This is a genomic window from Microbacterium sp. FG3 (genome assembly GCF_057809335.1).
Genome location: NZ_JBMDJT010000020.1, coordinates 19,490 through 44,719 on the forward strand (window position 1 = coordinate 19,490; position 25,230 = coordinate 44,719).

Genomic DNA, 25,230 nt, shown 5'->3' on the forward strand with positions numbered 1-25,230 from the left:
GCGCGGCCGATGCGTTCCCTATGCTCCCGCTGTGGATCGCCGCGTCAGGCCACGGGGCGCTTCAGCCGCAGCACCACGACCGTGAAGGCGGCGGCCGAGAGGGCCGCGAGCACCATGTGGATGCCGACGAGCAGCTCGGGCAGGCCGTTGCGGGCCTGGAAGACGCCGACGATCACCTGCACGGCGATGACGGCGAGCAGCGCGACGAGCCACGGCAGGGGGCGGAGCCGGCGCACCGCGGCGATCACGACGAGCGCGACCACGAGGGCGAGCAGGATGTAGCCGGGCCACGAGTGCACGTGCGCGAGCACGGTCGCATCGAAGCCGTCGCGGATCACGGCGGCATCGCCGGAGTGGGGCCCGTTGGCCGTGGTGAGCACGCCGAAGAGGATCGTGAGGGCGAGGACGAGCGTCGTCGCGTGGGTGAGGGCGGCGAACCACGCCGGCACGGCGCGCTCGCGCGGGCCCGGCACGTCGTGCAGTCGCACGAGGTAGGCGGCCGTGACGCACACGAGCACGAGCGACGAGACGTAGTGGAAGCCCACGATGAAGGCATTCAGCTCGGTCAGCACCGTGATGCCGCCCACGAGCGCCTGCGCCACGACGCCGGCGACGACGATCCACGCGAGGATCTGCAGGTCGCGGCGGGCGGGCAGCGAACGCACCGAGTACACGGCCGCGGCGATCACGGCCAGCAGCAGCACGGCGGTCGCCGCCCAGAACTCGCCCACGGCGAGGTAGGCGACCACCGCGGCGGCGATGCCGCCCAGCGCGAACCACACCGCCGCCAGCACGTCGCGGCGCGTGCCCACGGCGCGCAGCGTGAGCAGCAGCACGGCGATCGCGACGATGCCGACCGCGCCGGTCATCGTGCGGTTGCCGAACTCGATGAAGCCGTGGATGCCCATCTCCTGCGTCGGCACGAGCGACTCCGGCGTGCACAGCGGCCACTCCGAGCAGCCGAGGCCGGAGCCGGTCAGGCGCACGGCGCCGCCCGTGCCGATGATCGTCGTCTCGAAGAGGAACGAGAGCCAGGCGAACAGGCGCAGCCAGCCGCCGCCGACGGCGGCGGCGCGGGGCGCGGTGAGCGGGGGAGCGGCGGGTGCGGTGGCCATGCGGGTGGTGCCTCCTGATCCGCTCCGAATCCGACACGCACGGCGCCGTGGGGGAGCGAACCTGTAGAATTGAATCGCTGAAAAAACGGGCGGTTCCGCCCGTGGCGACAGCAGACAGTCTAAGGCGCGATCCGCGTCGCAACGGGGCCCCAGTACGGCACTCCACTCCGGAGCGCCGGGCCGGCTGACACCGTTTCGGGACCCATGAGGAGAGTAGAGACCGCATGTCTGATGTGCTGATCGACCGCCCCGAGCTCGAAGGTCTGGGGGTGTACGAATTCGGCTGGCACGACCCGGACGTCGCCGGCGCGAGCGCCAAGCGCGGCCTCACCGAGGCCGTCGTCCGCGACATCTCGGCCCTCAAGCAGGAGCCGGAGTGGATGCTGAAGACCCGGCTGAAGGCCCTCTCGCTGTTCGAGAAGAAGCCGATGCCCACGTGGGGCGCCGACCTCAGCGACATCGACTTCGACAACATCAAGTACTTCGTCCGCTCCACCGAGAAGCAGGCCCAGACGTGGGAGGACCTGCCCGAGGACATCAAGAACACGTACGAGAAGCTCGGCATCCCCGAGGCCGAGCGTCAGCGCCTCGTCGCCGGCGTAGCCGCGCAGTACGAGTCCGAGGTCGTCTACCACCAGATCCGCGAGGACCTGGAGGCGCAGGGCGTCATCTTCATGGACACCGACACGGCGCTGCGCGAGCACCCCGAGTTCTTCGAGGAGTACTTCGGCACCGTGATCCCGTCCGGCGACAACAAGTTCGCCGCGCTGAACACGGCCGTGTGGTCGGGCGGATCGTTCGTGTACGTGCCCAAGGGCGTGCACGTGGAGATCCCGCTGCAGGCCTACTTCCGCATCAACACCGAGAACATGGGCCAGTTCGAGCGGACCCTGATCATCGCGGACGAGGGCAGCTACGTCCACTACATCGAGGGCTGCACGGCGCCGATCTACAAGAGCGACTCGCTGCACTCGGCGGTCGTCGAGATCATCGTGAAGAAGAATGCCCGCGTGCGCTACACGACGATCCAGAACTGGTCGAACAACGTGTACAACCTCGTCACCAAGCGCGCCGTCGCCCACGAGGGCGCGACGATGGAGTGGGTCGACGGCAACATCGGCTCGAAGGTCACGATGAAGTACCCGTCGATCTTCCTGATGGGCGAGCACGCCAAGGGCGAGACGCTCTCGGTGGCCTTCGCGGGCCCCGGTCAGCACCAGGACGCCGGCGCGAAGATGATCCACATGGCGCCGTACACGCAGTCGTCGATCGTCTCGAAGTCGATCGCCCGCGGCGGCGGCCGCGCCGGCTACCGCGGCGAGGTGCGCGTGGACGAGAAGGCCCACCACTCCGCCAACACGGTGCGGTGCGACGCCCTGCTCGTCGACACGATCTCGCGCAGCGACACGTACCCCGCGATCGACATCCGCGTGGACGACGTGCAGCTGGGCCACGAGGCCACGGTCTCGAAGGTGAGCGAGGAGCAGCTGTTCTACCTCATGAGCCGCGGCATGCCCGAGGACGAGGCGATGGCGATGATCGTGCGCGGCTTCATCGAGCCGATCGCCCGCGAGCTGCCCATGGAGTACGCCCTCGAGCTGAACAAGCTCATCGAGATGGGCATGGAAGGATCGGTCGGCTGAGATGACGGCCCCCACGCAGGCGCCTGCAGAGGCGCAGAACGAGCACGCCCACCGCGACCCCGCGACGGTCATCATCCCGCCGCAGGACGAGGTGACGGTCCCCGTCCAGACGCGCTCGGAGCGCCCCCGCTCCTACGAGCCCGCCGACTTCGGCACCCCCAGCGGCCGCGAGGTCAACTGGGTGCACGCCCCGATCAAGCGGCTCTCGCCGCTGTTCGAGCGCGCGGCCGAGAACGACGGCGTGACCTACGCCTTCGATGCGGGTGAGCGCTACGACGCGGGCACGCTCGCGATCGGCGCCGCCCCGCGCGGCGAGGTGTTCGAGCCCGAGGACCTGCCCGCCGCCGTGGCGTGGCAGGGTTCGCCCGAGGCGCGGTTCATCCGCATCCCGCGCGAGGAGGAGGTCGCCGAGCCGATCGTCCTGCGCATCACGGGCCAGGGCGCCGAGCGCCGGGCCGATGCGCACCTCGTGATCGAGGCGCAGGAGCACAGCCAGGCGGTCGTCGTGCTGCGGCACGAGGGCGCGGCGCAGCTGGCCGAGAACGTCGAGATCATCGTGCGCGACGGCGCGACCCTCACGGTCGTGGCCGTGCAGCGGTGGGACGACACGGCGATCCACGCGGCGGCGCACCAGGCGCGCGTGGGCCGCGACGCCACGCTGCGTCACTTCGTCGTGAGCTTCGGCGGCGGCGTCGTGCGCGTGAACCCGAACGTCGAGCTCGCGGGCGCAGGATCGAACGGCGAGGTCTTCGGCCTGTCGTTCGCCGACTCGGGCCAGCACCTCGAGAGCCAGGTCTACCTGCACCACAAGGGCCCCGAGACGACCGGCAACGTGCTCTACAAGGGCGCGCTGCAGGGCGCGAGCGCGCGCAGCGTGTGGATCGGCGACGTGCTCATCGGCCCGGACGCCGTCGGCACCGACTCGTACGAGGCCAACCGCAACCTCGTGCTCACGAACGGCGCGCGCGCGGACTCGATCCCGAACCTCGAGATCCAGACGGGCGACATCAAGGGCGCCGGCCACGCGTCGGCCACCGGTCGCTTCGACGACGAGCAGCTGTTCTACCTGCAGGCCCGCGGCATCGACGAGGCCGAGGCACGTCGCCTCGTCGTGATCGGCTTCCTCGCCGAGATCGTGCAGAAGCTCGGCCTGCCCGAGCTGGAGGCCGAGCTCTCGGCCGCGATCGAGCAGGAGATCGCCGCCGGGGAGGGGATCGCCGCGTGAGCGCGACCCGCGTCTGCGCCAAGAGCGAGCTGGTCCAGGACCAGGCTCGCCGCGTGGAGGTGGACGGTGTGCCCATCGCGCTCGTCCTGGACGCCCAGGGCGAGGTGCACGCGATCGGCGACACCTGCACGCACGGCGACATCTCGCTGTCCGAGGGCTTCGTCGAGGGCGACTCGCTCGAGTGCTGGGCCCACGGCTCGGCGTTCTCGCTGCGCACCGGCAAGCCGCTGAACCTTCCGGCCTACGAGCCGGTGCCCGTCTACGAGGTGACGATCGAGGGCGACGACGTGCTCATCGATCCCACCGTCATCAAGTCGGCCTGAGCCAGGCCCCACGAACTCTCCACAAGAAGGAATCAACATGACTGTCCTCGAGATCAAGGACCTGCACGTCACGGTCGAGACCGACGAGGGGACCACGCCGATCCTCAACGGCGTGACCCTGACCGTGCGCTCGGGCGAGACCCACGCCATCATGGGCCCGAACGGCTCGGGCAAGTCGACGCTCGCGTCGACGATCGCCGGCCACCCCAAGTACACCGTCACGGGCGGATCGATCACGCTCGACGGCGAGGACGTGCTGGAGATGGCCGTCGACGAGCGCGCCCGCGCCGGACTGTTCCTGGCCATGCAGTACCCCGTCGAGATCCCCGGCGTGACGGTGGCGAACTTCCTGCGCACCGCCAAGACCGCCATCGACGGCGAGGCCCCCGCCATCCGCACGTGGACGAAGGAGGTCAAGGAGGGCATGTCGGCCCTGCGCATGGACCCCAAGTTCGCGCAGCGCAACGTGAACGAGGGCTTCTCGGGCGGCGAGAAGAAGCGCCACGAGATCCTGCAGCTCGAGCTGCTGAAGCCGAAGCTCGCCATCCTGGACGAGACCGACTCGGGCCTCGACGTCGACGCGCTGAAGATCGTGTCGGAGGGCGTCAACCGCGCGAAGGAGAGCACCGGCCTCGGCGTGCTCCTCATCACGCACTACACGCGCATCCTCCGCTACATCCAGCCCGACTTCGTGCACGTGATGGTCGCGGGCAAGGTCGTCGAGGAGGGCGGCCCCGAGCTCGCCGAGCGCCTGGAGGCCGAGGGCTACGCCGCCTACCTGCCTGCGGACGCGCCCGTCGAGGCGTAAGGTCGAGGCCATGACCGCGACGCTCACTCCCGAGAAGTACGACGAGGTCACCGAGGCACTCAAGGACGTCATGGACCCCGAGCTGGGGGTCAACGTCGTCGACCTGGGCCTCATCTACGACCTCGGCTGGGACGACGAGAACGACGCCCTCGTCATCCACATGACGCTCACGAGCGCGGGCTGCCCGCTCACCGACGTCCTCGAGGAGCAGACGGCGCAGGCGCTGGACGGCGTCGTCGAGCAGTTCCGGATCAACTGGGTCTGGATGCCGCCGTGGGGTCCCGAGCGGATCACCGACGACGGCCGCGACATGATGCGCGCGCTCGGCTTCTCCATCTGATCCGCCCGACGAGGGCCCCGTCCACGGACGGGGCCCTCGTCGTTCCCGGCTTAGGATGAGACGGGTGACCACGCCTCTCGACGCCCTGCCGCTGAACCTCCTGCGGGCCCGCACGAGCAGCAAGTGGATGCGCTACCCGGACGAGGTGCTGCCGCTGTTCGTCGCCGAGACGGACTTCCCCCTCGCCGACGTGATCGAGCGCGCGCTGCTCGACGCCGTGCGCCGCGGCGACACGGGCTACGCGCCGCCGGGCGACTCCCGCATCCCCATGGCCTTCGCGGGCTTCGCCGCGCGCCGCTTCGGCTGGCGGGTCGATCCCTCGCGCGTGCGCACGACATGCGACGTCATGATGGGCGTCGCCGAGCTGCTGCGCGCCGTCACGGAGCCCGGCGACCGCGTCGTCATCACGCCCCCGGTGTACCCGCCGTTCTTCGGCGTGCACGAGGAGAGCCGCACTGTCCCCGAGACGGTGCCGCTGATCCGCTCCGACTCCGGCTGGTCGCTCGATCTGGACGGGATCGAGCGCGCCTTCGCCGCCGGTGCCCGCGCGATCCTGCTGTGCAACCCGCACAACCCCACCGGCACGGTGCACGACGCCGCCACGCTCGCCGAGCTGGCGCGGATCGCGCAGCGGCACGGCGCGTGGGTGATCAGCGACGAGATCCACTCGCCGCTCACGCTGCCCGGCGCGACCTTCACGCCGTTCCTCGCGGCCGCGCCCGAGGCGGCCGAGATCGGCTTCGCGGTCACGAGCGCGAGCAAGGCGTTCAACCTCGCGGGCCTGAAGTGCGCGCTCATCGTCACGGACGCCGACGGGCCCACGCGCGTCGTGCGGCGCATCCCCGACGAGGTCGAGTGGCGCACGTCGATCCTGGGGCTCATCGCGGGCGAGGCGGCCATGACGGCGGGCGACGAGTGGCTCGACGCGCTTCTCGCGCGGCTCGACGCCAACCGGGTGCTGCTGACCGACCTGCTCGCCGAGCACGCGCCGGGGGCGCGCTACCTGCCGCCGCAGGCGGGCTTCCTGGCCTGGGTGGACTTCGCGGCGGGCGGCTGGGGCGATGACCCCGCGCTGCGCATCCTCAAGGAGGCGCGCGTCGCGCTGAACCCCGGCCCGTCGTTCGGCGAGCAGGGGCGCGGCTTCGCGCGGATCAACATCGGCACCGGGCCGGAGATCCTCACGGAGGCGCTGCGCCGCATCGGCGGGGTGCGGGCGTCGTGAGCGCGCCCCGCGATTTCTCCGGCCCCATCCCGATCCCCGCGCACCCGGCGCCGACGCGCGAGAGCATCTGGGACCCGCAGCACGTCTGGGTGACGATCGGCTCGTTCGCGCTCATCTTCCTCGCGGCCGTGCAGTCCCTGGCCGTGACCACCGTGATGCCGGCCGTGAGCGAGGCGCTGCACGGCGAGGCGCTGTACGCCGCGGCGTTCTCGGGCACCCTGGCCGCGAGCGTCATCGGCATGGTGGCCGTGGGGGCGTGGGCCGACCGCGCCGGGCCCGTCGTGCCGCTGTACGCGGCCGTGGCGCTGTTCGTGACCGGACTGATCATCGACGCCCTCGCGCCGACGATGGGCGTGCTCGTGATCGGGCGGCTCGTGCTCGGGCTGGGATCGGGCGGCCAGCTGGTCGCGCTCTACGTGGTGGTGGCGCGGATCTTCCCCGCCGCCCTGCACGGCCGCGTGTTCGCCCTCTTCTCGGCCGCGTGGATCGTGCCGGCGCTCGTGGGGCCGTTCCTCGCCGGGGCGGTGGCGCAGTACCTGCACTGGCGCTGGGTGTTCGCGGGCGTCGCGGTGCTCGCGGTGCTCGCCATGGTCATGATCGCGCCGCGGCTGCGCGGCATCGACGAGCCCGCGGGCGCGCCGGCGGCCGGATCGCGCCGGCTCATCGTGCGCCGCCTGCTGCTGGCCGTGATCGTGGCGGGCGCCGCGCTGTCGCTCGGGCTCGCGGGCGATCTGCCCAGCCCGTGGTCGTGGGTGATCGCGGCGGCCGCCCTGCTGCTCGTCGCGGTGGCCGCGGCGCCGCTGCTGCCGCGCGGCACGTTCCGCGCGGCGCCCGGACTGCCGTCGGTCATCCTGATGCGCGGCGTGCTCGCCGGCGGCTTCTTCGGCGCCGAGGTGTATGTGCCCAAGCTCTTCATCGACGCCTACGCCTGGACGCCGACCTTCGCGGGGCTCGGGCTCACGATCGCGGGCATCACGTGGGCGCTCGGGGCGGAGCTGTCGGCCCGTCACGCCGACCGCATCGGCAACACGCGCCTCGTGCTCACGGGCGTGACGATCCTCGCGGGGTCGGTCGCGCTCGTGCTCGTCTCGGCACTGGCGGGCTGGCCCGGCATCGTGCCCGCGCTCGCGTGGGGCGCCGCGGGCCTCGGCATGGGGCTCGTGTACGCGCGCCTGTCGGTGCTGATGCTCGCCTACTCGAGTGCCGCGAGCCAGGGCTTCAACTCGTCGGCCCTGCAGATCGCGGATGCCGTGGGCTCCTCGGCCGTGATCGCCGTGATGGGCCTCGTCTTCCTCTCGCTCGGCCCCGCCACGGGCTTCTCGGCCGTGTTCGCGCTGGCGGTGCTCATCATGCTGCTCACGCTCGTGCCCGGCCTGCGGCTCGGGCACGCACGCGAGCTCTGACGCGACCCGCTCAGAGCCGCAGGCCCGCGAGGATGGCGGCGACGCCGGCGTCGAAGTCGGCGGCGGTCTCGTCCGCGACGGCCGCGGGGTCGGCCGCGACCGCGCCGAACTCCGCGGCCTGGATGCGCTGCTGCACGAGCGAGGCGTGCCCGAGGACGAACGGCAGCAGCACGCGGGCGGCGCGATCGGGATCGGCGGACCTGTCGCGCCCGAACGCGGCGCGCAGCGTGTCGTGCGCCGCGAGCGCGCCGAGCGACAGCGCCGCCGAGCTCAGCACGACCTCGGCCCCGTCGCGGTGGGCCAGCAGCGCCGAGCGCAGCGCCCGCGCCGTGCCGACGACATCCGCAGCGGGGGCGGCCTCCGCCACGATCCGGTCGGCGAGCGAGGCCAGCAGCGCCTGCTTGCTCTCGACGTGCCAGTACAGCGCGCTCGGCTGCACGCCCAGCTCGGAGGCGAGGCGGCGCATCGTGAGGTCGGGCAGGCCGTAGGCGTCGAGCAGCCGCAGGGCGACGTCGACGATGCCCTCCCGGTCGTGCCGCACGCGATCGCGCATGCCTCGACTATAGTGAACGCTGTTCAGTGAACGGTGTTCAGGAGGCGGAATGGCAGAACAGTCCTGGGAGGCGCGCGACCTCGCGCGGGTCGCGGTATTCGCGGCGCTCATCGTGGTGCTGGGGCTGATGGGGCCGATCCCCGTGCCCGGCCTGCCCGTGCCGGTGACCGCGCAGACGCTCGGCGTCATGCTGGCCGGCACCGTGCTGGGCGGACGCCGCGCCGGAGCCGCCGTGCTCATCGTCTTCGTGCTCGTCGCCATCGGCCTGCCCGTGCTCGCGGGCGGACGCGGCGGCCTCGGCGTGTTCGTCGGCCCGACCGTCGGCTTCCTCCTCGGGTGGCTGCCCGGTGCGATGGTGGCGGGCTGGATCGCGCATTCCGGCCGGCTGACGTGGTGGCGGGTGCTGCTGGGCGCGCTCGTGGGCGGCATGGTCGTCGTCTACGCCGTCGGCATCCCGCTGCTCGCCCTCGTCGGCGGGCTCACGCTGCCGCAGGCGGCGCTGGCGAACGTGGCGTTCCTGCCGGGCGATGCCGTCAAGGTCGCCCTCGCCACGATCCTCACGCTGCTGCTGTACCGCGCGTACCCGCCGGCGTTCCCCGCGTCGGTCCGCGCCCGGCGCGCGGCGCGGGCGCGCGCGTGACGGCACCCGGCATCGAGGTGCGCGGGCTCGGCGTCGCCATCGACGGGGCCCGCATCCTCCGCGACGTCACGGTGTCGCTGCCGCAGCGCCGGATCGCCGTGATCGGGGCGAACGGATCGGGCAAGTCGACCTTCGCGCGCACGCTCAACGGCCTCGTCGCCCCGAGCGAGGGGACCGTGCGCGTGGCCGGCATCGACGTGGCCCGCGAGCCGCGGCGCGCGCGCGAGGCGGTGGGGTTCCTCTTCACGAATCCCGACGCGCAGCTGCTCATGCCCACGCCGATCGAGGACCTCTCCCTCTCTCTGCGCGCGGCGGGGGCGAGCCGGCGCGAGGTCGCCGCCGAGGCCATGGCGGCGCTCGAGCGCTTCGGCCTGGCCGAGCGGGCCGATCAGCCGTCGTACAGCCTCTCGGGCGGGCAGAAGCAGCTGCTCGCGCTGGCGGCCGTGCTCGTGCGCCGGCCCCGCGTGGTGGTGGCGGACGAGCCGACGACCCTGCTCGACCTCGGCAACGCCCGCCGCATGGCGCGGCTGCTGCTCGAGGGCGACGAGCGCGGCCCGGTGGCGGATCAGGTGGTCATCGTCACGCACGACCTCGAGCTGGCCGCGCGCTGCGACATCGCGCTGCGCTTCGGCGCGGGGCGGCTCGTGGAGGCGGGGGAGCCCGCGGGCGTGATCGACCGGTACCGCGCGGAGTTCCCGTGATCGCGCTCTACCGGCCGGGGCGCAGCCCGCTGCACCGCGCGCCGGCGGGGGCGAAGCTGCTCGGGCTCGCCGCGCTCGCCCTGGCAGTGTCGCTCATCCCTCACACGGTCTGGACGGCGGCCGGAACGCTCGTCGGGGTGCTGCTGCTGTTCCTGCTCGGCGGCATGGGGCCGGGGGAGTTCGGGCGCCAGTTGTGGCGGGCGAAGTGGATCGTCCTCCTCCTCGCGATCTCGCAGGCGGTGTTCCTGGGGCCGGAGGCGGCGCTCATCGGCACGACCCGCGTCGTGGCGATCGTGCTGCTCGCCGCGCTGGTGACGCTCACGACGCCCATGGGCGAGCTGCTCGAAGCGCTGCAGACCGCCCTCGGCCCGCTGCGGCGCGTGGGCGTGGACCCCTGGCGCGTGGCGTTCACCGTCTCGCTCGCGATCGCCGCCGTGCCGGTCGTCGCCGGCTTCGCCGCGCAGGTGCGCGAGGCGCAGCGCGCCCGCGGCGTGCGGCTGGGGCCGCGGGCCGTGGTCACGCTGCTCGTCCTCGCGCTGCGGCACGGCGACGACGTCGCCGACGCCCTCACGGCCCGCGGCCTGGCCTAGCGTCCGGCGCCGGACCAGGGGTCCGCTCTCACGGGCCGTCCCTCCGCGCGTCGGCGACGGGACGCGCGTCCGCGTCGTCCTCGCGCCGGCGATCGGCGCGGGTCTTGGTGATGCTGGCGACGGTGGCCACGGCGATGGTCGCGCCGATGAACAGCAGCGAGAACCAGATCGGGATCTCGGGCGCCCAGGCCACGCCCTCGCCGCCGTTGATGAACGGCAGCTCGTTCACGTGCAGGGCGTGCAGCAGCAGCTTCACGCCGATGAACGCGAGGATCACGGCGAGGCCCTGCGCGAGGTAGACGAGTCGCTCCAGCAGGCCGCCGATGAGGAAGAACAGCTGGCGCAGGCCCATGAGGGCGAACGCGTTCGCGGTGAAGACGATGTACGCCTCCTCCGTGAGCCCGTAGATCGCCGGGATGGAGTCGACCGCGAAGACGAGGTCGATGAAGCCGATCGCGACGATCGTCAGCAGCATGGGCGTGACCCAGCGGCGGCCGTCCTTGCGGACGGTGAGGCGATCGCCGTGGTACTCGTCCGTGACGGGCAGCACGCGGCGCACGAGGCGCATGAACGCGCCGTCGGCGGGATTGTCGTCGTGCCCGCCGCGGGCCTGCCGGTACGCGAGCACGAGCAGCAGCGCGCCGAAGACGTAGAAGATCCACGAGAGGTTGGCGATGAGCGCGGCGCCGACGGCGATGAAGATGCCGCGCAGGATGAGCGCGATGACGATGCCGATCATCAGCACCTTCTGCTGATAGATGCGCGGCACGGCGAAGCCGGTCATCACGATGAGGAACACGAAGAGGTTGTCGACCGACAGGGCCTTCTCGGTGAGGTAGCCGGCGAAGTACTCGCCGCCGTACGTCCATCCCGAGACAAGGCCGATGCCCACGCCGAACAGCAGCGCGAGGCCGATGTAGAAGGCCGACCAGCGGGCGGCCTCGCCGACCGAGGGCGCGTGCGGCTTGCGCACGTGCGCGAAGAACTCGTAGACGAAGAAGACGATCGTGACGAGGATGGTGATGCCCCACACGACAGGGGTGATGTTCAAGGAAGGCTCCAGGACTTGGCGTGGACGAATCGACATCAAGGTCTTCCCCATTCCCGTGACGGGAACCGGTGGCCCGGAGTGCGATGCACCCGTAGTGACGAGCCGACCGTGTCGGAGTACTCCCCTTGCACTCTCGATCCTAAGGGATCGAGATGGATGCGGGCTGTCAGCCCGGGCGGCGGCCTAGCTGAAGCCGACCACGCGGCGCGCGACGCGGTAGGTCAGCAGCGTGACGCGCCGCCCCACGGGCCCGGGCAGGTTGGCGCTCGTGCCCATCACGCCGTGGCGCAGCCGCGTGTAGATCCACGGGCTCTCGTGCTTGATCTCGCGCCACAGGGCGCGCCGCTGCGCGAGGTGCTCGGGCGTGCCCGCGCGCACGAGCAGGGCCGAGGTGATGCCGCACAGCACCTCGACGTGGTGCAGCACGTAGCCGTACAGCCCCTGCGGCACGGTCGAAGGATGGGGGAGGGCCGCGAGCACGAGGCGCGTCACCCGCAGCTGCTGGTCGACGCGGCGCACCATGACGGCGTCGTTGACCGACTGGTCCGCGCGACCGATGAAGTAGCGGTACAGGTCGACGTCGAGGTAGTACAGCCGGCGGGTGTGCACGAGCGGCTGCACGACGTAGAGGTTGTCGACGTAGAAGGTGTGCTCGGGCAGCGCCAGCCCGGACTCCCGCAGCAGCGCCGTGCGATACGTGAGGGCGTGCATCATGAGGTACTGGCGGCGCCCGAAGACGCCCACCTCGTCCCAGCCGAACACGCGCCGGCGCGGCATGACGTCCTCGTACCGGATGTGCCGGCGGCTTCGTCCCAGCCGCTCGTGCACGTAGTTCGTCACGACCGCATCGACGCCGCCGGTGGCCTCGAGTCGCTCGAGCGTCGCCACGAGCAGGCGCAGGGCGGGCACATCCAGCCAGTCGTCGGCGTCGAGGACCTTCAGGTACGCGCCTCGCGCGGCGGCGACGCCCGCGCCGATCGCGCCGCCGTGCCCGCGGTTGCGCTGATGGATGACGCGGAAGGTGTCGGGGTGCTCGAACGCGTAGCGGTCGGCGAGCGCGCCGGTGTCGTCGTGCGATCCGTCGTCGACGACGACGACCTCGATGCGCTGCACGCCGATGAGGGGGTCGAGTGCGCGGGCGAGATACGCGGCGGCGTCGTACGCGGGCACGACGATCGTCAGCAGGGGATGCACGTATAGATCGTCGTCGAAGACGGGCGTTGGCACCAATTCAGCTCGCATTCGTGGGATCGAGACGTGGGGAGGGGAGGAGGATCCGCAGCGAGAACCAGCGCTCGTCGGCGGAGATCGAGACCGTGCCGCCGTAGCGCTCGACCGTCTGCTCGATGCTGCGCAGGCCGTAGCCGTGATCGGAGCGGCGGCCCTTGCGCGAGACGATGCGGCCGTCGGCGCGGTGCAGGACGCCGTCGAAGGTGTTCTCGACGCGCAGCATGGCGAAGTCGTCCTGCGCGAACAGAGCGACGCGCACCGCGCGGCGGTCGGGATCGTCCACGCGCCGCGTGTTCTCGATGGCGTTGTCGAGCGCGTTGCCCATGACGGCGACGATGTCGAGGTCGCTCATCCCCTCGAGCAGGGCGCCGTCGGCCACGCACGTGATCTCGACGCCGTCCTCGCGGGCCGCGGTCGCCTTCGCGTGCAGCACGGCGTCGAGCACGGCGCTGCCGGTGTGGAAGAGCGCGCCGTCGTCGGCGAACGAGCGCTCCAGCTCGTCCACGAGACGCGAGCGCGCGCCCGGATCGGACTCGGCCCGCAGCGCCTGGATCGCGTGCTTCATGTCGTGGTGCTTGCGCGCGGTCTCGTCGATCGCGCGCTTGGTGGCGCGGTACTGCTCGTGCTGGCTGCGCAGCAGCGACTGCATCGCCTGCGTCTGCGCGCGCGAGCGCAGCTCCATGCGCCACTCCTGCTGCGCGTACAGGGCGATGCAGCCGCACAGGTCGACGAGGGTGCGGATGTAGAAGATCTCGGGTCCCAGGCGGCCCGAGAACGGCGTGTTCGCGTTGACGAAGCTGAGGTTCGACAGCGCGAAGGTGACCGCCGCGATGGCGCCGGCCGAGATCACCTCGCGCCAGCCCACCTCGAGCGGCTCGGCGCGCGGCATGTGGCGCGCCTCGGCCACGCCGGCGATCGCGAAGCACGCGCCGTACGTGGCGACGAGCAGGGCGACGGCGGGCGGGGTCAGCTGCCCCGTCGGGAAGAAGTAGGTGTGCAGCTGCCAGTGCAGCGAGGCGACGAGCTCGGCCAGCACGAACGCCCGCGCCGTGAGGTACGCCGTCGTCGCCCAGCCGCCGGCGACGCTCGTGCGCAGGAAGACGAGCATGACGACCACGGCGGCGAGCATGCCGACGGTCCACAGCGGCAGCGGCAGGGCGTCGGCGAGCAGCTGCGTGGCCACGAGCGCCGCGAGCCCCGCCGCGAGCACGGCCACGAGCGTTGCAGGGCCGACGCGCCGCCGCACGATCGCGATGTACACCAGGCACGCGCCCCACTCGGCGAGGCCGGTGCAGATGCGGGGGATATCGGGCAGCGCCTCGCCGATCACGAGGCCGCCCCGACGGAGCCGATGTGCGCCGCGAGGGCGGCGAGGAACGCCTTGCGCTTGGGCCGGCTGATCGGCAGGACCGTGCCGTCGCGCAGGCGGCACTCGCTCTGCTCGACCCCGGTCACGTGGGCGAGGTTGACGAGGTAGCCGCTGTTGCACCGCTGGAACGCCGCGCCGTCGAGCTCGGCCTCGAGGGCCTTCAGCGACGAGACGACCGAGTGCGTCGCGGTGTGGGTGTGGATGAGCACGCGGTGCCCGGCGGTCTCGAGGTACACGATGTCGGCGAGGTCGACGCGGTGGTGGGCGCCGTCGGCCTGGAACAGCAGGGTGCGCCGCTCGCGGCGCGCGAGCTGCGCGAGCACGCGATCCATCTCCTGCGCGAATGCGGGGTACGCGACGGGCTTGAGCAGGTAGCTCAGCGCCTGCACCTCGTAGCCGCCCACGGCGTAGCGCGGCGAGTTCGTGATGAAGACGATCACGACGTCGTCGTCCAGCTCGCGCACGCGCCGCGCGGCGGCCATGCCCGAGACGCGCTCCATCTCGATGTCGAGCAGCAGCACGTCGTACTCGGGCCGGTAGCCCGTCACGAGGCCCGCGCCGTCGTCGAACACCGACACGTCGAACCGCACCCCCCGATCCGCCTCGTAGCGGTTCAGGTGGGCGACGGCCTGCTCCCTGCTGTGCGGGTCGTCCTCGACGACGCCGACCCGCACGATGCCTTCCACGACGCCAGCCTACTGACGGGTCATGGCTGCGCTCACGATTCGCGCGGCCCCCGCGCCGGCTCGGCCGCCGCGGCATCGGCCTCGGCGTCGGCGTCGGCGGTCTCGGGCACCTGGCGGAAGATGACCTTGAAGATCGGGTAGAACACCCAGAACGAGATGGCGGCGTTGATGATCATCGTCACGACGTCGGCGGTCGTCTCGCCCGTCGCGCCCCAGCCCCATGTGTCGATCAGCAGCTCGTAGATGGGCGCCTTGTAGAAGCCCTGCGCGGCCGCCGCGATGAACGTGATCACGACGTACGCGACGGCGTACCAGAACGCCGCGCGCCAGATCGAGGTGTTCGACTTGAACGTGATGTTGCGCTGCGCGAAGAAGTTGAGCACCTGCGCGATGAGCAGCGTGATCTGCACCGCGAGGAAGTACGCCAGCCCGCCGCCGCCGGCGGGCAGCGGACCCGCGGCGTAGTCGAACATGTAGTACTGGCTGCCGTCCACGTTCGCGCCGATCGGCAGCCACCGGAAGTCCACGTCCACCAGGCCGGTGAAGCTGTCGAAGCCCCAGCGGAACAGCGGCATGAGCGCCAGCTGCAGCACCGTCACGCCGTTGGAGAGGAGGAAGAACATCGCGAACTTCGACAGCTCGGGATGCTTCTCCTGGAACGACGACCACCAGCGCCGGATCGAGGCGATCATGCGCGACCTCCACTCTGAGTCTCGAAGGAGCGGCGGGTGCGCCGCTCCGCCCGGCGTCCCCGCAGGAACGCTCGGATGATCTGGGCGAGACCGCGCAGGGCGCGGCCGTTCGCGAGCGTGAGCACGCCGTCGACGAGCTCGGGCGTCGCGAGTCCGCCCGACATCTTCGCGAGCGCCCGGAACGGCATGTTCAGCAGGAACAGCATGTTCAGGTCGGGCGTGCCCTTGCGCTCGGAGGAGGCGCGTCGCCCCTCGAGCAGGCGGTAGATGAGGCGTCCCAGTGCGCTGGGCGAGTCGGCGAGGCGCAGCAGCGGATCGTTCACACCGATCCTGCCCGCCTCGTCGACGCGCGGGACATCGCGGCCGAGCAGCGCCGCGAAAGCCTCGTCCGATACGTCCGTCGTCCGCGCGGGGTACGCGGCCAGGGCCGGATCGGGCTCGCCCGCCGGGACGGTGCCCGCGACGTCGAGCGACGCGGTGAGGCGGAGGTCGCGCACGCTCGCGCCGACGCGCACCTCGTAGCGACCGGCCTCCACCTGCCACGACGCGGTCTCGGTGTCGTAGAACCGCAGGGCGCGCTCGGGGAGCGGGACGGTGATCGTGCGCGCCTCGCCGGGCTCGAGGTGCACCTTGCGGAAGCCGGCGAGCGCGAGTGCCGGGCGCAGCACGCGGCTCGCGTCCGCGCGGGCGACGTACACCTGCGCGACCTCCGCGCCGGCGACAGGTCCCGTGTTCTCGAGGGTGAAGGCGGCCTCGCGCTCGGTGACGACGAGGTCGCGGTAGGCGAACGTCGTGTAGCTGAGCCCGAAGCCGAACTCGAACGCGACGTCCGCGCCGGTGCTCTCGTACCAGCGGTAGCCGACGAACGGACCCTCCCGGTACTCGGCGGTCGCGCCCGTGGCGGGGAACGCCCCGGCGGTGGGGGTGTCGGCGAGCGAGACGGGGAGCGTCTCGGCGAGGCGCCCCGACGGGTTCACGGCGCCCGTGATCACGTCGACGAGCGCCTCCGCGCCGGCCTGGCCGCCGAGGTAGCCGTGGACGAGGGCGCGCGCGTCGGACGCCCAGCCCGTCTCGACGGCGCCGCCCGCGCTGAGCAGGACGACGACGGGCACGCCCGTCGCGGCGACCGCGCGCAGCGTCTCGATCTGGTTGCGCGGGATCTCGAGGGTCGCGCGATCCATCCCCTCCGACTCGGCCGTCTCCGGCAGGCCGAGGCACACGATCGCGACGTCCGCCTCGCGGGCCGCCCGCGCGGCCTCGGCGACGAGGGCGGGTTCGGGCGCGCCGTCGCGGCGGAAGCCCTGGGCGTGGCCGGCGAGGGCGAGCGGGGAGGCGGCGACGGCGTCGACGAGGTTCGTCACCCGCGTGGCGTTGACGAGCGACGATCCGGCGCCCTGATAGCGGGGGTTCTGCGCGAAGTCGCCGATGAGCGCCACGCGCGTGCCGGCGGCGAGCGGGAGGATGCCGCCCTCGTTGCGGAGCAGCACGGCCGACTCGGCGGCGGCGCGGCGGGCGAGCGCGTGGTGGCCCGCGACGTCGATCGCGACGCGCGCGGCGTCGTTCGCCGTGCGCTCGATGAGCACGAGCAGCTCGCGGACGCGGTCGTCGAGGTCGCTCTCGGCGAGCTCGCCGGCCTCGACCGCCGCGACGATCTCGCGCGCCGACGTGAAGCCGGGGGAGGGCATCTCGAGCGTGCCGCCGGCGGCGACGGCCGCCGCGGCGTCGTTCCCGCCGCCCCAGTCGCTGATGACGGCGCCGTCGAAGCCCCACTCGTCGCGCAGCACGCCCTTCAGGAGGTGTGCGTTCTCGTGGGCGTAGGTGCCGTTCACGAGGTTGTACGACGACATGATCGCCCAGGGGCGGGCCTCGCGCACGACGATCTCGAACGCCGTGAGGTAGATCTCGCGCAGCGTGCGCTCGTCGAGCACGGAGTCGCTGGCCATGCGGCGCAGCTCCTGGCTGTTCGCGGCGAAGTGCTTGGGGGTGGCGGCCACGCCCTGCGACTGGATGCCGCGCACGTATGCGGCGGCGAGGCGGCCGGACAGCTCCGGGTCCTCGGAGAAGTACTCGAAGCTGCGCCCGCCGAGCGGGCTGCGCTTGATGTTGAGGCCCGGCCCGAGCAGCACGTTCACGCCCTGCGCGCGCGCCTCCTCGCCGAGCGCCGTGCCGATCCGCTCGGCCAACTCCTCGTCCCACGCGTTCGCGACGGTCGCGGCGGTGGGGAAGCACGTGGCGGGCTCGGAGGCGGCGATGCCGAGGTGGTCGCCCGCGCCCGTCTGCTTGCGCACGCCGTGCGGGCCGTCGGCCATCCAGATCCGGTCGATGCCGGCGCGCGGCACGGGGCGCGTCTGCCACGTGTTGTCGCCGCTGAGCAGCGCCGCCTTCTCGAGCAGGGTGATGCGGGAGATCGTGTCGTCGTGGGTCATGCGTTGCTCCTGTGGGGTGACGTCCCGCCGGGCCGGCGGGACGGGGGGGGGGGGGGGCGAGGAGGGCGCCCGCCCCGGTGTGCGTCAGGCCGTCGCGGCGCCTTCCGCCTCGGCCGGCGCGCCGGAGGTACGGTGACGGCGCACGCGGATCACGACCCACACGATGCCGGCCGCGATGAGCAGGCCGAGGGCGATCGTGCCCCACAGGACCCCGAGCTCCCAGCCGGCCATGTGGTACTCGAGCGTCGCGCCCGGCGCCATGCCGTTCATCGCGTTCGAGTTGGCGACCGTGTAGAGGATGTGGTGCATGGCGGTGCGCATGTTGTGCACCGCCGCGGCGCTCTCCGTGTCCTGCATGACCTTGGAGCCGGCGAAGGTGAGCTGCAGGTCGGAGCCCGCGGCGATGCCCTGGTCGGCGTACATGTAGTCGTACAGGTTGAAGTCGGTGATGACGAAGCCGTCGAAGCCCCACTCCTCGCGCAGCACGTCGGTCATCAGCGCCGTCGATCCGCCGGCCCACGTGGTGCCGAGCAGGTTGAACGAGCTCATGATGCCGAGCGCGCCGACCGTGGCGGTCTGCGGCTCACCCTCGGCGTCGAGGTAGGGGACCTCGCCCGAGGTCTCCTTCACGGGGATCTCGAACGCCTTGAGGTAGATCTCGCGCATCGCCTGCTCGGTGACCCACGTCGCCAGGCCCTTGCCGTTGACGCGGTTGGTCTCCTGGTCGTTCAGCGCGAAGTGCTTCGTCAGTGTGTAGACGCCGCGCTCCATCGCACCGTTCGAGACGGCCGTGGCGAGCTTGCCCGAGATGACCGGGTCCTCCGAGTAGTACTCGAAGTTGCGGCCCGCGAAGGGCGAGCGGTGCAGGTTGACCGCCGGGGCGTACCAGCCGTTGGCGCCCATCGTGAGCGCCTCGTTGCCGACGGAGACGCCCATCTCGTGCGCGAGGTCGACGTTCCAGGTCTGGCCGATGAGGTACTCGGACGGGAACGCCGTGCCGGTCCACAGGCCCGGGTTGATGAACGAGCTGAAGCCGGCGGGGCCGTCGAGGTCGTTCGTGCGGATCTTGCCGATCTCCGGGATGGCCGCCGTGTTGTAGGCGCCCGAGAGCAGCACGTCGGTCATGTCCTCGACCGTGAGCTGGTCGAGCAGCTCGTCCCACTTCGGGTCGTCCGCGTCGAGGCCGCGCAGGTCGATCAGCGAGAGGTCGTTGTCGGCGCCGGTGGTCGGCATCTCCACATCGGCCTCGGCGTTGACGGCGGCCGCGTCGTACGGCTCGAAGCCCTCGACGACGGCGTCGCTCGCGACGAAGTCGTCGCCCTCGGGGGCGGTGGGGAAGGTACCGGCGAAGTCCGCGCGCGAGAACTCGGTGCGGTTCTCGTCGAACGCTGCCGAGACGTCGTCGAAGCGGTTCACGGCCGGGACCTCGTCGCTCGCGCGACCGTCGACGTAGGCGATCGTCTCGTCCACCGTGTAGGTGATGGGCTCGACGCCCGCCGCCAGGTGGTGCGAGTCGGTCTGGAGCTTGAGCTCGTAGTCGCCCTGCTCGAGCACGTACGCGCCCGCGCCGCGCCAGTCGTAGGAGGCCATGTCCTCGACGTCCATCGTGACGGTGACCGTCTCGGTCGCGCCCGGCTCGATGACCGGGGTCTTGACGAAGTCGCCGAGCACGACGTGCGCCTTCTCGATGCCGCCCGGCGTGTACGGAGCGGTGTAGTACAGCTGCACGACGTCCTTGCCCGCGACGTCGCCCGTGTTCGTCACGGCCACGTCGATCGAGATCTCGCCGTCGACGTCGCCGAGCTCCTGCCCGGTCACGGCCCACTCGAACTCGGTGTAGCTGAGGCCGTAGCCGAAGGGGTAGACCACGGCCTGGTCGTAGTCGATGAAGCCCTCGGCGGCCGCGGTCTCGTAGTAGCGGTAGCCGACGTAGATGCCCTCCTCGTAGTCCACGAAGTAGGCGTCGTCGATGTTCTCGTACGCGTAGTCGCCGAAGTTGGCGAACGTCGGGTCGGCGGTGAAGTCGCGCGCGAAGACGTCGACGGTGTGACCGGAGGGGTTCACGTCGCCGTTCAGGATGGAGCCGAGGGCCTGGAAGCCGTTGGCGCCGGGGGAGCCGACGAGCAGGATGCCGTCGATCTCCGGGTCGTCCTGCAGCGTGCCGAGCTCGAACGACGTCGAGGCGTTGACGAGCACGACGACGTCGTCGAAGTGCTCCTTCGCGAGGTTGAGGGCGTCGATCTCGTCGGTGTTCAGCTCGAGCTGGTGCGTGCCGGGCTCGGCGCGGTCGTCCCACGCCGTCATGTCGGTGGCGAGGTCGCCGCCCTCACCGCCGCCGCGGCCGATCACGACGATCGCCGCGTCGCCGTACTCGCCGAACGAGTCGATCGCCGCGTCGGTGTAGTCGCTCACCGGCATCTCGCCGATGTTGTAGTTGGAGGCCTCGGGGTCGTCCATCACGATGTTCGTGCGGCCGCCGTCGGCGGGGGCGTTGTCGGCGGCGAAGTCCGCGAGGAGGTCGTAGACCGTGTCGTTGACGGTGAAGCCGCCGGCCTCGATGCCCGCGCGGATGTTCGTCGCGCTCGTCGTGTCGGCGGTGCCCGATCCGGAGCCGCCGTAGACCGGGTCGGCGGCGCCGCGGCCGAGCAGCGTCACGGCGCCCGGCTCGAGCGGCAGGGTGCCGTTGTTCTTGACGAGGGTCATGCCCTCCTCGGCGATCTTCACGACCGTCTCGGTCGACGCGGCCTTGGCCTCGTCGACGGTGGCGTGGTCGCCCTCGTAGTACCGGGTGTCCCAGTCCTCGGTCTCGGCGGTGTTCTTGATCTCCCAGGTGCCCGCGCCCATGTAGGACTCGATGGCGCCGCGGAACATGCCGATCGCGACGTTCGCACCGACGGCGACCACCGTCACGAACGCGAGGACCGGTACCCAGATCCAGAGGAATCTCTTGTTGCTCATCGGCTTCTTCGGCTTCTTCGCCGTGGCGTCGCTCACGTGCTGCTCTCCTTGCAGTTCCCGCGCCCCTGCATCCGTGCAGGCGCGTCCGGTGTCATAGGGACCTTCTCGACATCTCAGCACCCGGCCCGTCGGCGGCGCGGCCGGCATGCAGAATCTGTCGTCTGCCGTGCATAACCTGCACTCCCGGCTCGCGGGCGGCGCACGCGACGTAGGATGGGAGGCTGGCGCGGTCGCGCCCGATCCCCGAAAGAACGGATGTTCCGCTGTGCTTGCCGTGCACGACCTCGAGATCCGCGTCGGCGCGCGCATGCTCATGTCCGGCGTGACGTTCCGCGTGGGTCCCGGAGACAAGGTGGGCCTCGTCGGCCGCAACGGAGCCGGAAAGACCACCCTCACGAAGGTGCTGGCCGGCGACCTCATCCCCGCCGGAGGCCGCGTGGACCGCAGCGGCGAGCTCGGGTACCTGCCGCAGGATCCGCGCTCCGGCGATCCCGAGGAGCTCGCGCGCACCCGCATCCTCGACGCCCGCGGGCTCGGATCGATCCAGCTCGGCATGGCGAAGGCCAGCGAGGAGATGGCCTCGGACGACCCGAAGGTCGCCGAGAAGGCCATGAAGCGCTTCGGCAACCTCATGGAGCGCTTCGAGGGCCTGGGCGGCTACGCGGCCGAGGCCGAGGCGGCCACGATCGCGAACAACCTCTCGCTGCCCGACCGCATCCTCGACCAGCCGCTCAAGACGCTCTCGGGCGGCCAGCGCCGCCGCATCGAGCTGGCACGCATCCTCTTCAGCGACGCCGGCACGATGATCCTCGACGAGCCGACGAACCACCTCGACGCCGACAGCGTGGTGTGGCTGCGCGAGTTCCTGAAGTCGTACAAGGGCGGTCTCATCGTCATCAGCCACGACGTGGACCTCGTGGAGGAGACCGTCAACCGCGTCTTCTACCTCGACGCCAACCGCCAGGTGATCGACATCTACAACATGGGCTGGAAGCACTACCAGCGCCAGCGCGTGGCCGACGAGGAGCGCCGCCGCAAGGAGCGCGCCAACGCCGAGAAGAAGGCGTCGGTGCTGCAGCAGCAGGCCGCGCGCTTCGGCGCCAAGGCTTCGAAGGCCGCCGCCGCCCACCAGATGGTCGCGCGCGCCGAGAAGCTGCTGTCGGGCCTCGAGGAGGTGCGCCAGGAGGATCGCGTCGCCAAGCTGCGCTTCCCCAAGCCGGCGCCGTGCGGCAAGACGCCGCTCATGGCGAAGTCGCTGTCGAAGTCGTACGGCGCGCTCGAGATCTTCGCCGGGGTGGACCTCGCGATCGACCGCGGCTCGAAGGTGGTCGTGCTGGGGCTGAACGGCGCGGGCAAGACCACGCTGCTGCGCATCCTGGCGGGCGTCGACAAGAGCGACACGGGCCAGATCGAGCCGGGCCACGGCCTGAAGATCGGCTACTACGCGCAGGAGCACGAGAACCTCGACGTGAACCGGTCGGTGCTGGAGAACATGATCTCCGCCGCCCCCGACCTCAACGAGACCGAGGCCCGCAAGGTGCTCGGGTCGTTCCTGTTCACGGGCGACGACGTTCTCAAGCCCGCGGGCGTGCTCTCCGGCGGTGAGAAGACGCGCCTGTCGCTCGCGACGCTCGTCGTCTCGAGCGCCAACGTGCTGCTGCTCGACGAGCCGACGAACAACCTCGATCCGGCCTCCCGCGAGGAGATCCTCGGCGCCCTGTCGCACTACGAGGGCGCAGTCGTGCTCGTGTCGCACGACGAGGGCGCCGTGGAGGCGCTCAACCCGGAGCGCGTGCTGCTGCTGCCCGACGGCGTCGAGGACATCTGGAACCGCGACTACCTCGAGCTGATCACCCTGGCCTGACGCTCACGCGTCCAGCAGCGCGTCCTCCTCCTCGGCGTCCCGATCGCGGCGCTTCGCACGCGGCCGTCGCGGCGGCGCGGGGGCCGACTCGTCGTCGTCCTCGTCCTCGTCCGGGTCGAGATCCTCCTCGCGCTTCGCGGCGATCTCGGTGCGGATGATGTAGCCGATGAAGCCGAAGCCCATGACGGCGAAGAGGATCCACTGGATCGCGTACGACAGGTGCGGACCGGGATCCTCGGTGGGCGGCGTCAGCTCGCCGGGGCGCTCGGCGGGCGCCGGATCCTCCGACACCATGATCCCGTAGGCGCTCACGATCGTCCCGTCGCCCGCGACATCCGCCACGGACGGCAGGTGCAGCGTCGGCAGCTGGCCCTCGGGCGCGGTGCGGCCCGACTCGGGCAGCGGCTCGCCCGGGCGCAGCCGCGCGATCACGGTGACCTCGCCTTCGGGGGCGGCGGGCACGAACTCCGGCTCGGACTCGTGGCCGGGCGGCACCCAGCCTCGGTCGACGACGAAGATCCGTCCGTCCTCGAGGCGCAGCGGCACGAGCACCTCGAACGCCGCCGTGCCGCCCTGCGCGCGATTGCGCACGAGCAGCTGGTGCTCCGTGAGGTACTCGCCGGTCAGTTCGACGGGGCGCCACTCGTCGGCGGGGTCGAGGTCGTCGGTGCCGGCGATCAGCTGCTCGACGGGCACGGGCTCGGCGTCGTAGTTCGCCTCGACGAGCGCGATCATCGCGGCGCGCTCCTCGTTGCGCGAGAACTGCCAGTGCGACAGGAAGCCGCACACGACGGCGAACAGGGCCGCGACGAGGCCGTAGACGGTCCAGCGGACGGCGGGGGAGCTGTTCTTCACGAGGCGACCCCCTCGACGACCTCGAGCGGGAAGCCGCGGGAGCCGAGGAAGTCGCGCAGATAGGCGACGTGCTCGTCGCACGCCAGCCACACCTTGCGGCGCTCGGGGGCGTGGATCTTCGGGTTGCGCCAGCGGATGCTCCACGCGGCCGCGGCGCGGCAGCCGGCGCGCGAGCACGTGGGCTCGACGGGGTCGAGGCCGATCACGAGGGCTCGCCGTCCTCGCGCGGCGCCGGGCGGGGCGCCTCCGCGATCCGGATCACCCACGGATCCTCCGGCGCGGCCTGCGGGGTGGCCTCGATCCGCGCCCGCTCGGGGCTCACGGCGCCCGACACCACGCGGGGCGAGGCGGCGTTGGCCATCACCACGGCGATGTACGGCAGGAAGATCGCGCCGACGGCGAAGACCGCCGTGTGCCAGCCGTACGGCACGACGGCGGCGCACAGGATGACGCACGCGAGGCGGACGGCCATCGTGAGCAGGTAGTTGCGCATGCGCAGGTTCTCGTCGTCCTCCGGAGACATCTCCAGGGACGTCGCAGACTGGGCCCTCGACGCGCGCTTCACGATGCTTCCAGCGTACGCGTGCCGGGGCTGTGCGGCCGCTGCCCGTAGGCTGGTGGGCGGTCCGAATCCCCAGCCAGGAGGCACATCCGTGAGCACCGAGAACGTCGTCCTCGTCACCGGCGGCAACCGCGGCATCGGCCGCGCCATCGCCGAGCGCTTCGTGCGCGACGGCCACCGCGTCGCGGTGACCGCCCGCAGCGGCGAGGGCCCCGAGGGGGCGCTCACCGTGCACGCCGACGTCAACGACGGCGCCTCGCTCGACGCCGCGATCGCCGAGGTCGAGGCGCAGCTCGGCCCCGTGACGACCGTCGTGGCGAACGCGGGCATCACCCGCGACACCCTGCTGATGCGCATGAGCGACGAAGACTTCGACGCCGTCGTCGGCACGAACCTCGGCGGCGCGTTCCGCACCGTCAAGCGCGCCATCAAGAGCATGATCAAGGCACGCCGCGGCCGCATCATCCTCATCTCCAGCGTCTCAGGCCTGTACGGCGTGGCCGGTCAGGCCAACTACTCCGCCTCGAAGGCCGGCCTCGTGGGCTTCGCCCGCGCGATCACCCGCGAGCTGGGCGGCCGCGGCATCACGGCGAACGTCGTGGCACCGGGCTTCATCGAGAGCGATATGACGGCCGAGCTGGACGACGCGACGCAGGCCACCTACAAGAAGCAGATCCCGGCCGGTCGCTACGGATCGGCCGACGAGGTCGCGGGCGTCGTCGCGTGGCTCGCCTCCGACGACGCCGCCTACATCTCGGGCGCCGTCATCCCCGTCGACGGCGGGCTGGGGATGGGGCATTAGTTTTTATTGAATCTGCGCCGCTCGGGCTGTTTTCTTTTTTGAATCTGCGCGCGCTCGGGCTGTTTTCTTTTTGAATCTGCGCGCGCTCGGGCGCCGCTCCGCGGCGCCGCTCGCGTGCTCGCGCCGGCGCGTCCCGCGCCGACGAGGCGGCGCTTCGCGCCGCGGGGGGGGC

General features: G+C 71.6%; 24 protein-coding genes. 12 read left to right on the top strand and 12 right to left on the bottom strand.

Annotated features, from left to right (window positions below; translation table 11 throughout):
• Nucleotides 1-44: 44 nt before the first annotated feature.
• Complete coding sequence (locus ACODR5_RS08365) at nucleotides 45-1,115, bottom strand: COX15/CtaA family protein (RefSeq protein ID WP_449853704.1); 1,071 nt, start codon at nucleotides 1,113-1,115, stop codon at nucleotides 45-47.
• 224 nt (nucleotides 1,116-1,339) lie between these two features.
• On the opposite strand from ACODR5_RS08365, the gene sufB reads away from it, so the two are divergent.
• From sufB to ACODR5_RS08400, 7 genes are all read left to right on the top strand, one after another.
• Nucleotides 1,340-2,758 carry a Fe-S cluster assembly protein SufB gene (sufB, locus tag ACODR5_RS08370; RefSeq protein WP_449853703.1) on the top strand — a complete coding sequence of 473 codons (1,419 nt, stop codon included), beginning with the start codon at nucleotides 1,340-1,342 and terminating at the stop codon, nucleotides 2,756-2,758.
• Nucleotide 2,759: 1 nt separating this feature from the next.
• Nucleotides 2,760-3,983 carry a Fe-S cluster assembly protein SufD gene (gene sufD, locus ACODR5_RS08375; RefSeq protein ID WP_449853702.1) on the top strand — a complete coding sequence of 408 codons (1,224 nt, stop codon included), beginning with the start codon at nucleotides 2,760-2,762 and terminating at the stop codon, nucleotides 3,981-3,983.
• Complete coding sequence (locus ACODR5_RS08380; RefSeq protein ID WP_449853701.1) at nucleotides 3,980-4,306, top strand: non-heme iron oxygenase ferredoxin subunit; 327 nt, start codon at nucleotides 3,980-3,982, stop codon at nucleotides 4,304-4,306. Before sufD ends, ACODR5_RS08380 begins: the two co-directional genes overlap by 4 nt.
• 37 nt (nucleotides 4,307-4,343) lie before the next feature.
• Nucleotides 4,344-5,114, top strand: a complete 771-nt coding sequence (sufC, locus tag ACODR5_RS08385; protein ID WP_449853700.1) for a Fe-S cluster assembly ATPase SufC — start codon at nucleotides 4,344-4,346, stop codon at nucleotides 5,112-5,114.
• A gap of 10 nt (nucleotides 5,115-5,124) precedes the next feature.
• Nucleotides 5,125-5,454 (top strand): metal-sulfur cluster assembly factor, encoded by a 330-nt coding sequence (locus tag ACODR5_RS08390; RefSeq protein WP_261167227.1) that lies wholly within the window; start codon nucleotides 5,125-5,127, stop codon nucleotides 5,452-5,454.
• Nucleotides 5,455-5,518: 64 nt separating this feature from the next.
• Nucleotides 5,519-6,676 (top strand): MalY/PatB family protein, encoded by a 1,158-nt coding sequence (locus tag ACODR5_RS08395; protein ID WP_449853699.1) that lies wholly within the window; start codon nucleotides 5,519-5,521, stop codon nucleotides 6,674-6,676.
• Nucleotides 6,673-8,079, top strand: a complete 1,407-nt coding sequence (locus ACODR5_RS08400; RefSeq protein WP_488983317.1) for an MFS transporter — start codon at nucleotides 6,673-6,675, stop codon at nucleotides 8,077-8,079. The genes ACODR5_RS08395 and ACODR5_RS08400 overlap by 4 nt, the downstream gene beginning before the upstream one ends.
• 10 nt (nucleotides 8,080-8,089) lie before the next feature.
• Here the strand turns inward: ACODR5_RS08400 and ACODR5_RS08405 are convergent, their stop codons facing one another.
• Nucleotides 8,090-8,632 carry a TetR family transcriptional regulator gene (locus ACODR5_RS08405; RefSeq protein ID WP_488983318.1) on the bottom strand — a complete coding sequence of 181 codons (543 nt, stop codon included), beginning with the start codon at nucleotides 8,630-8,632 and terminating at the stop codon, nucleotides 8,090-8,092.
• 49 nt (nucleotides 8,633-8,681) lie between these two features.
• Between ACODR5_RS08405 and ACODR5_RS08410 the strand changes: the two genes are divergently transcribed.
• From ACODR5_RS08410 to ACODR5_RS08420, 3 genes are read left to right on the top strand one after another with little or no spacing between them, the layout of a single operon-like run.
• Complete coding sequence (locus ACODR5_RS08410) at nucleotides 8,682-9,272, top strand: biotin transporter BioY (protein WP_488983319.1); 591 nt, start codon at nucleotides 8,682-8,684, stop codon at nucleotides 9,270-9,272.
• A complete protein-coding gene (locus ACODR5_RS08415; protein WP_488983320.1) occupies nucleotides 9,269-9,973 on the top strand; it encodes an energy-coupling factor ABC transporter ATP-binding protein in 705 nt (234 codons plus the stop codon). The genes ACODR5_RS08410 and ACODR5_RS08415 overlap by 4 nt, the downstream gene beginning before the upstream one ends.
• Nucleotides 9,970-10,563: an energy-coupling factor transporter transmembrane component T family protein gene (locus tag ACODR5_RS08420; RefSeq protein WP_449853694.1), complete on the top strand. Its 594-nt coding sequence runs from the start codon at nucleotides 9,970-9,972 to the stop codon at nucleotides 10,561-10,563. The genes ACODR5_RS08415 and ACODR5_RS08420 overlap by 4 nt, the downstream gene beginning before the upstream one ends.
• A gap of 28 nt (nucleotides 10,564-10,591) precedes the next feature.
• On the opposite strand, the gene ACODR5_RS08425 is transcribed toward ACODR5_RS08420, so the two are convergent.
• The 7 genes from ACODR5_RS08425 to ACODR5_RS08455 all read right to left on the bottom strand — a co-directional run bounded on the left by ACODR5_RS08425 (nucleotide 10,592) and on the right by ACODR5_RS08455 (nucleotide 21,011).
• On the bottom strand, nucleotides 10,592-11,614 hold the full coding sequence (locus ACODR5_RS08425; protein WP_488983321.1) for a TerC family protein: 1,023 nt from the start codon (nucleotides 11,612-11,614) through the stop codon (nucleotides 10,592-10,594).
• A 183-nt stretch (nucleotides 11,615-11,797) separates the two neighbouring features.
• Nucleotides 11,798-12,808 carry a glycosyltransferase family 2 protein gene (locus ACODR5_RS08430; RefSeq protein ID WP_488983322.1) on the bottom strand — a complete coding sequence of 337 codons (1,011 nt, stop codon included), beginning with the start codon at nucleotides 12,806-12,808 and terminating at the stop codon, nucleotides 11,798-11,800.
• Between the two features lie 37 nt (nucleotides 12,809-12,845).
• Nucleotides 12,846-14,174: an ATP-binding protein gene (locus ACODR5_RS08435; RefSeq protein ID WP_488983323.1), complete on the bottom strand. Its 1,329-nt coding sequence runs from the start codon at nucleotides 14,172-14,174 to the stop codon at nucleotides 12,846-12,848.
• On the bottom strand, nucleotides 14,171-14,899 hold the full coding sequence (locus ACODR5_RS08440) for a LytR/AlgR family response regulator transcription factor (protein WP_449853665.1): 729 nt from the start codon (nucleotides 14,897-14,899) through the stop codon (nucleotides 14,171-14,173). The genes ACODR5_RS08435 and ACODR5_RS08440 overlap by 4 nt, the downstream gene beginning before the upstream one ends.
• A 32-nt stretch (nucleotides 14,900-14,931) precedes the next feature.
• The gene (locus tag ACODR5_RS08445; protein WP_488983324.1) at nucleotides 14,932-15,591 is read right to left on the bottom strand and encodes a hypothetical protein; all 660 of its coding nucleotides are present in this window, start codon (nucleotides 15,589-15,591) and stop codon (nucleotides 14,932-14,934) included.
• Nucleotides 15,588-18,017 (bottom strand): glycoside hydrolase family 3 C-terminal domain-containing protein, encoded by a 2,430-nt coding sequence (locus ACODR5_RS08450; protein ID WP_488983325.1) that lies wholly within the window; start codon nucleotides 18,015-18,017, stop codon nucleotides 15,588-15,590. Before ACODR5_RS08450 ends, ACODR5_RS08445 begins: the two co-directional genes overlap by 4 nt.
• Before the next feature lie 84 nt (nucleotides 18,018-18,101).
• The gene (locus ACODR5_RS08455; RefSeq protein WP_488983326.1) at nucleotides 18,102-21,011 is read right to left on the bottom strand and encodes a glycoside hydrolase family 3 N-terminal domain-containing protein; all 2,910 of its coding nucleotides are present in this window, start codon (nucleotides 21,009-21,011) and stop codon (nucleotides 18,102-18,104) included.
• A gap of 229 nt (nucleotides 21,012-21,240) precedes the next feature.
• On the opposite strand from ACODR5_RS08455, the gene ACODR5_RS08460 reads away from it, so the two are divergent.
• Nucleotides 21,241-22,839, top strand: coding sequence for an ABC-F family ATP-binding cassette domain-containing protein (locus tag ACODR5_RS08460; protein ID WP_488983327.1), 1,599 nt, complete (start codon nucleotides 21,241-21,243; stop codon nucleotides 22,837-22,839).
• A 3-nt stretch (nucleotides 22,840-22,842) separates the two neighbouring features.
• On the opposite strand, the gene ACODR5_RS08465 is transcribed toward ACODR5_RS08460, so the two are convergent.
• Genes ACODR5_RS08465 through ACODR5_RS08475 form a run of 3 tightly spaced genes read right to left on the bottom strand, consistent with a single transcriptional unit; the run spans nucleotide 22,843 to nucleotide 24,217 of the window.
• A complete protein-coding gene (locus tag ACODR5_RS08465; protein ID WP_488983328.1) occupies nucleotides 22,843-23,694 on the bottom strand; it encodes an SURF1 family cytochrome oxidase biogenesis protein in 852 nt (283 codons plus the stop codon).
• Nucleotides 23,691-23,900 carry a hypothetical protein gene (locus tag ACODR5_RS08470; RefSeq protein ID WP_449853659.1) on the bottom strand — a complete coding sequence of 70 codons (210 nt, stop codon included), beginning with the start codon at nucleotides 23,898-23,900 and terminating at the stop codon, nucleotides 23,691-23,693. The genes ACODR5_RS08465 and ACODR5_RS08470 overlap by 4 nt, the downstream gene beginning before the upstream one ends.
• Nucleotides 23,897-24,217, bottom strand: a complete 321-nt coding sequence (locus ACODR5_RS08475; protein WP_488983329.1) for a DUF3099 domain-containing protein — start codon at nucleotides 24,215-24,217, stop codon at nucleotides 23,897-23,899. The genes ACODR5_RS08470 and ACODR5_RS08475 overlap by 4 nt, the downstream gene beginning before the upstream one ends.
• 130 nt (nucleotides 24,218-24,347) lie before the next feature.
• Between ACODR5_RS08475 and fabG the strand changes: the two genes are divergently transcribed.
• Nucleotides 24,348-25,058, top strand: a complete 711-nt coding sequence (gene fabG / locus ACODR5_RS08480) for a 3-oxoacyl-ACP reductase FabG (protein WP_449853657.1) — start codon at nucleotides 24,348-24,350, stop codon at nucleotides 25,056-25,058.
• Nucleotides 25,059-25,230 lie beyond the last annotated feature (172 nt).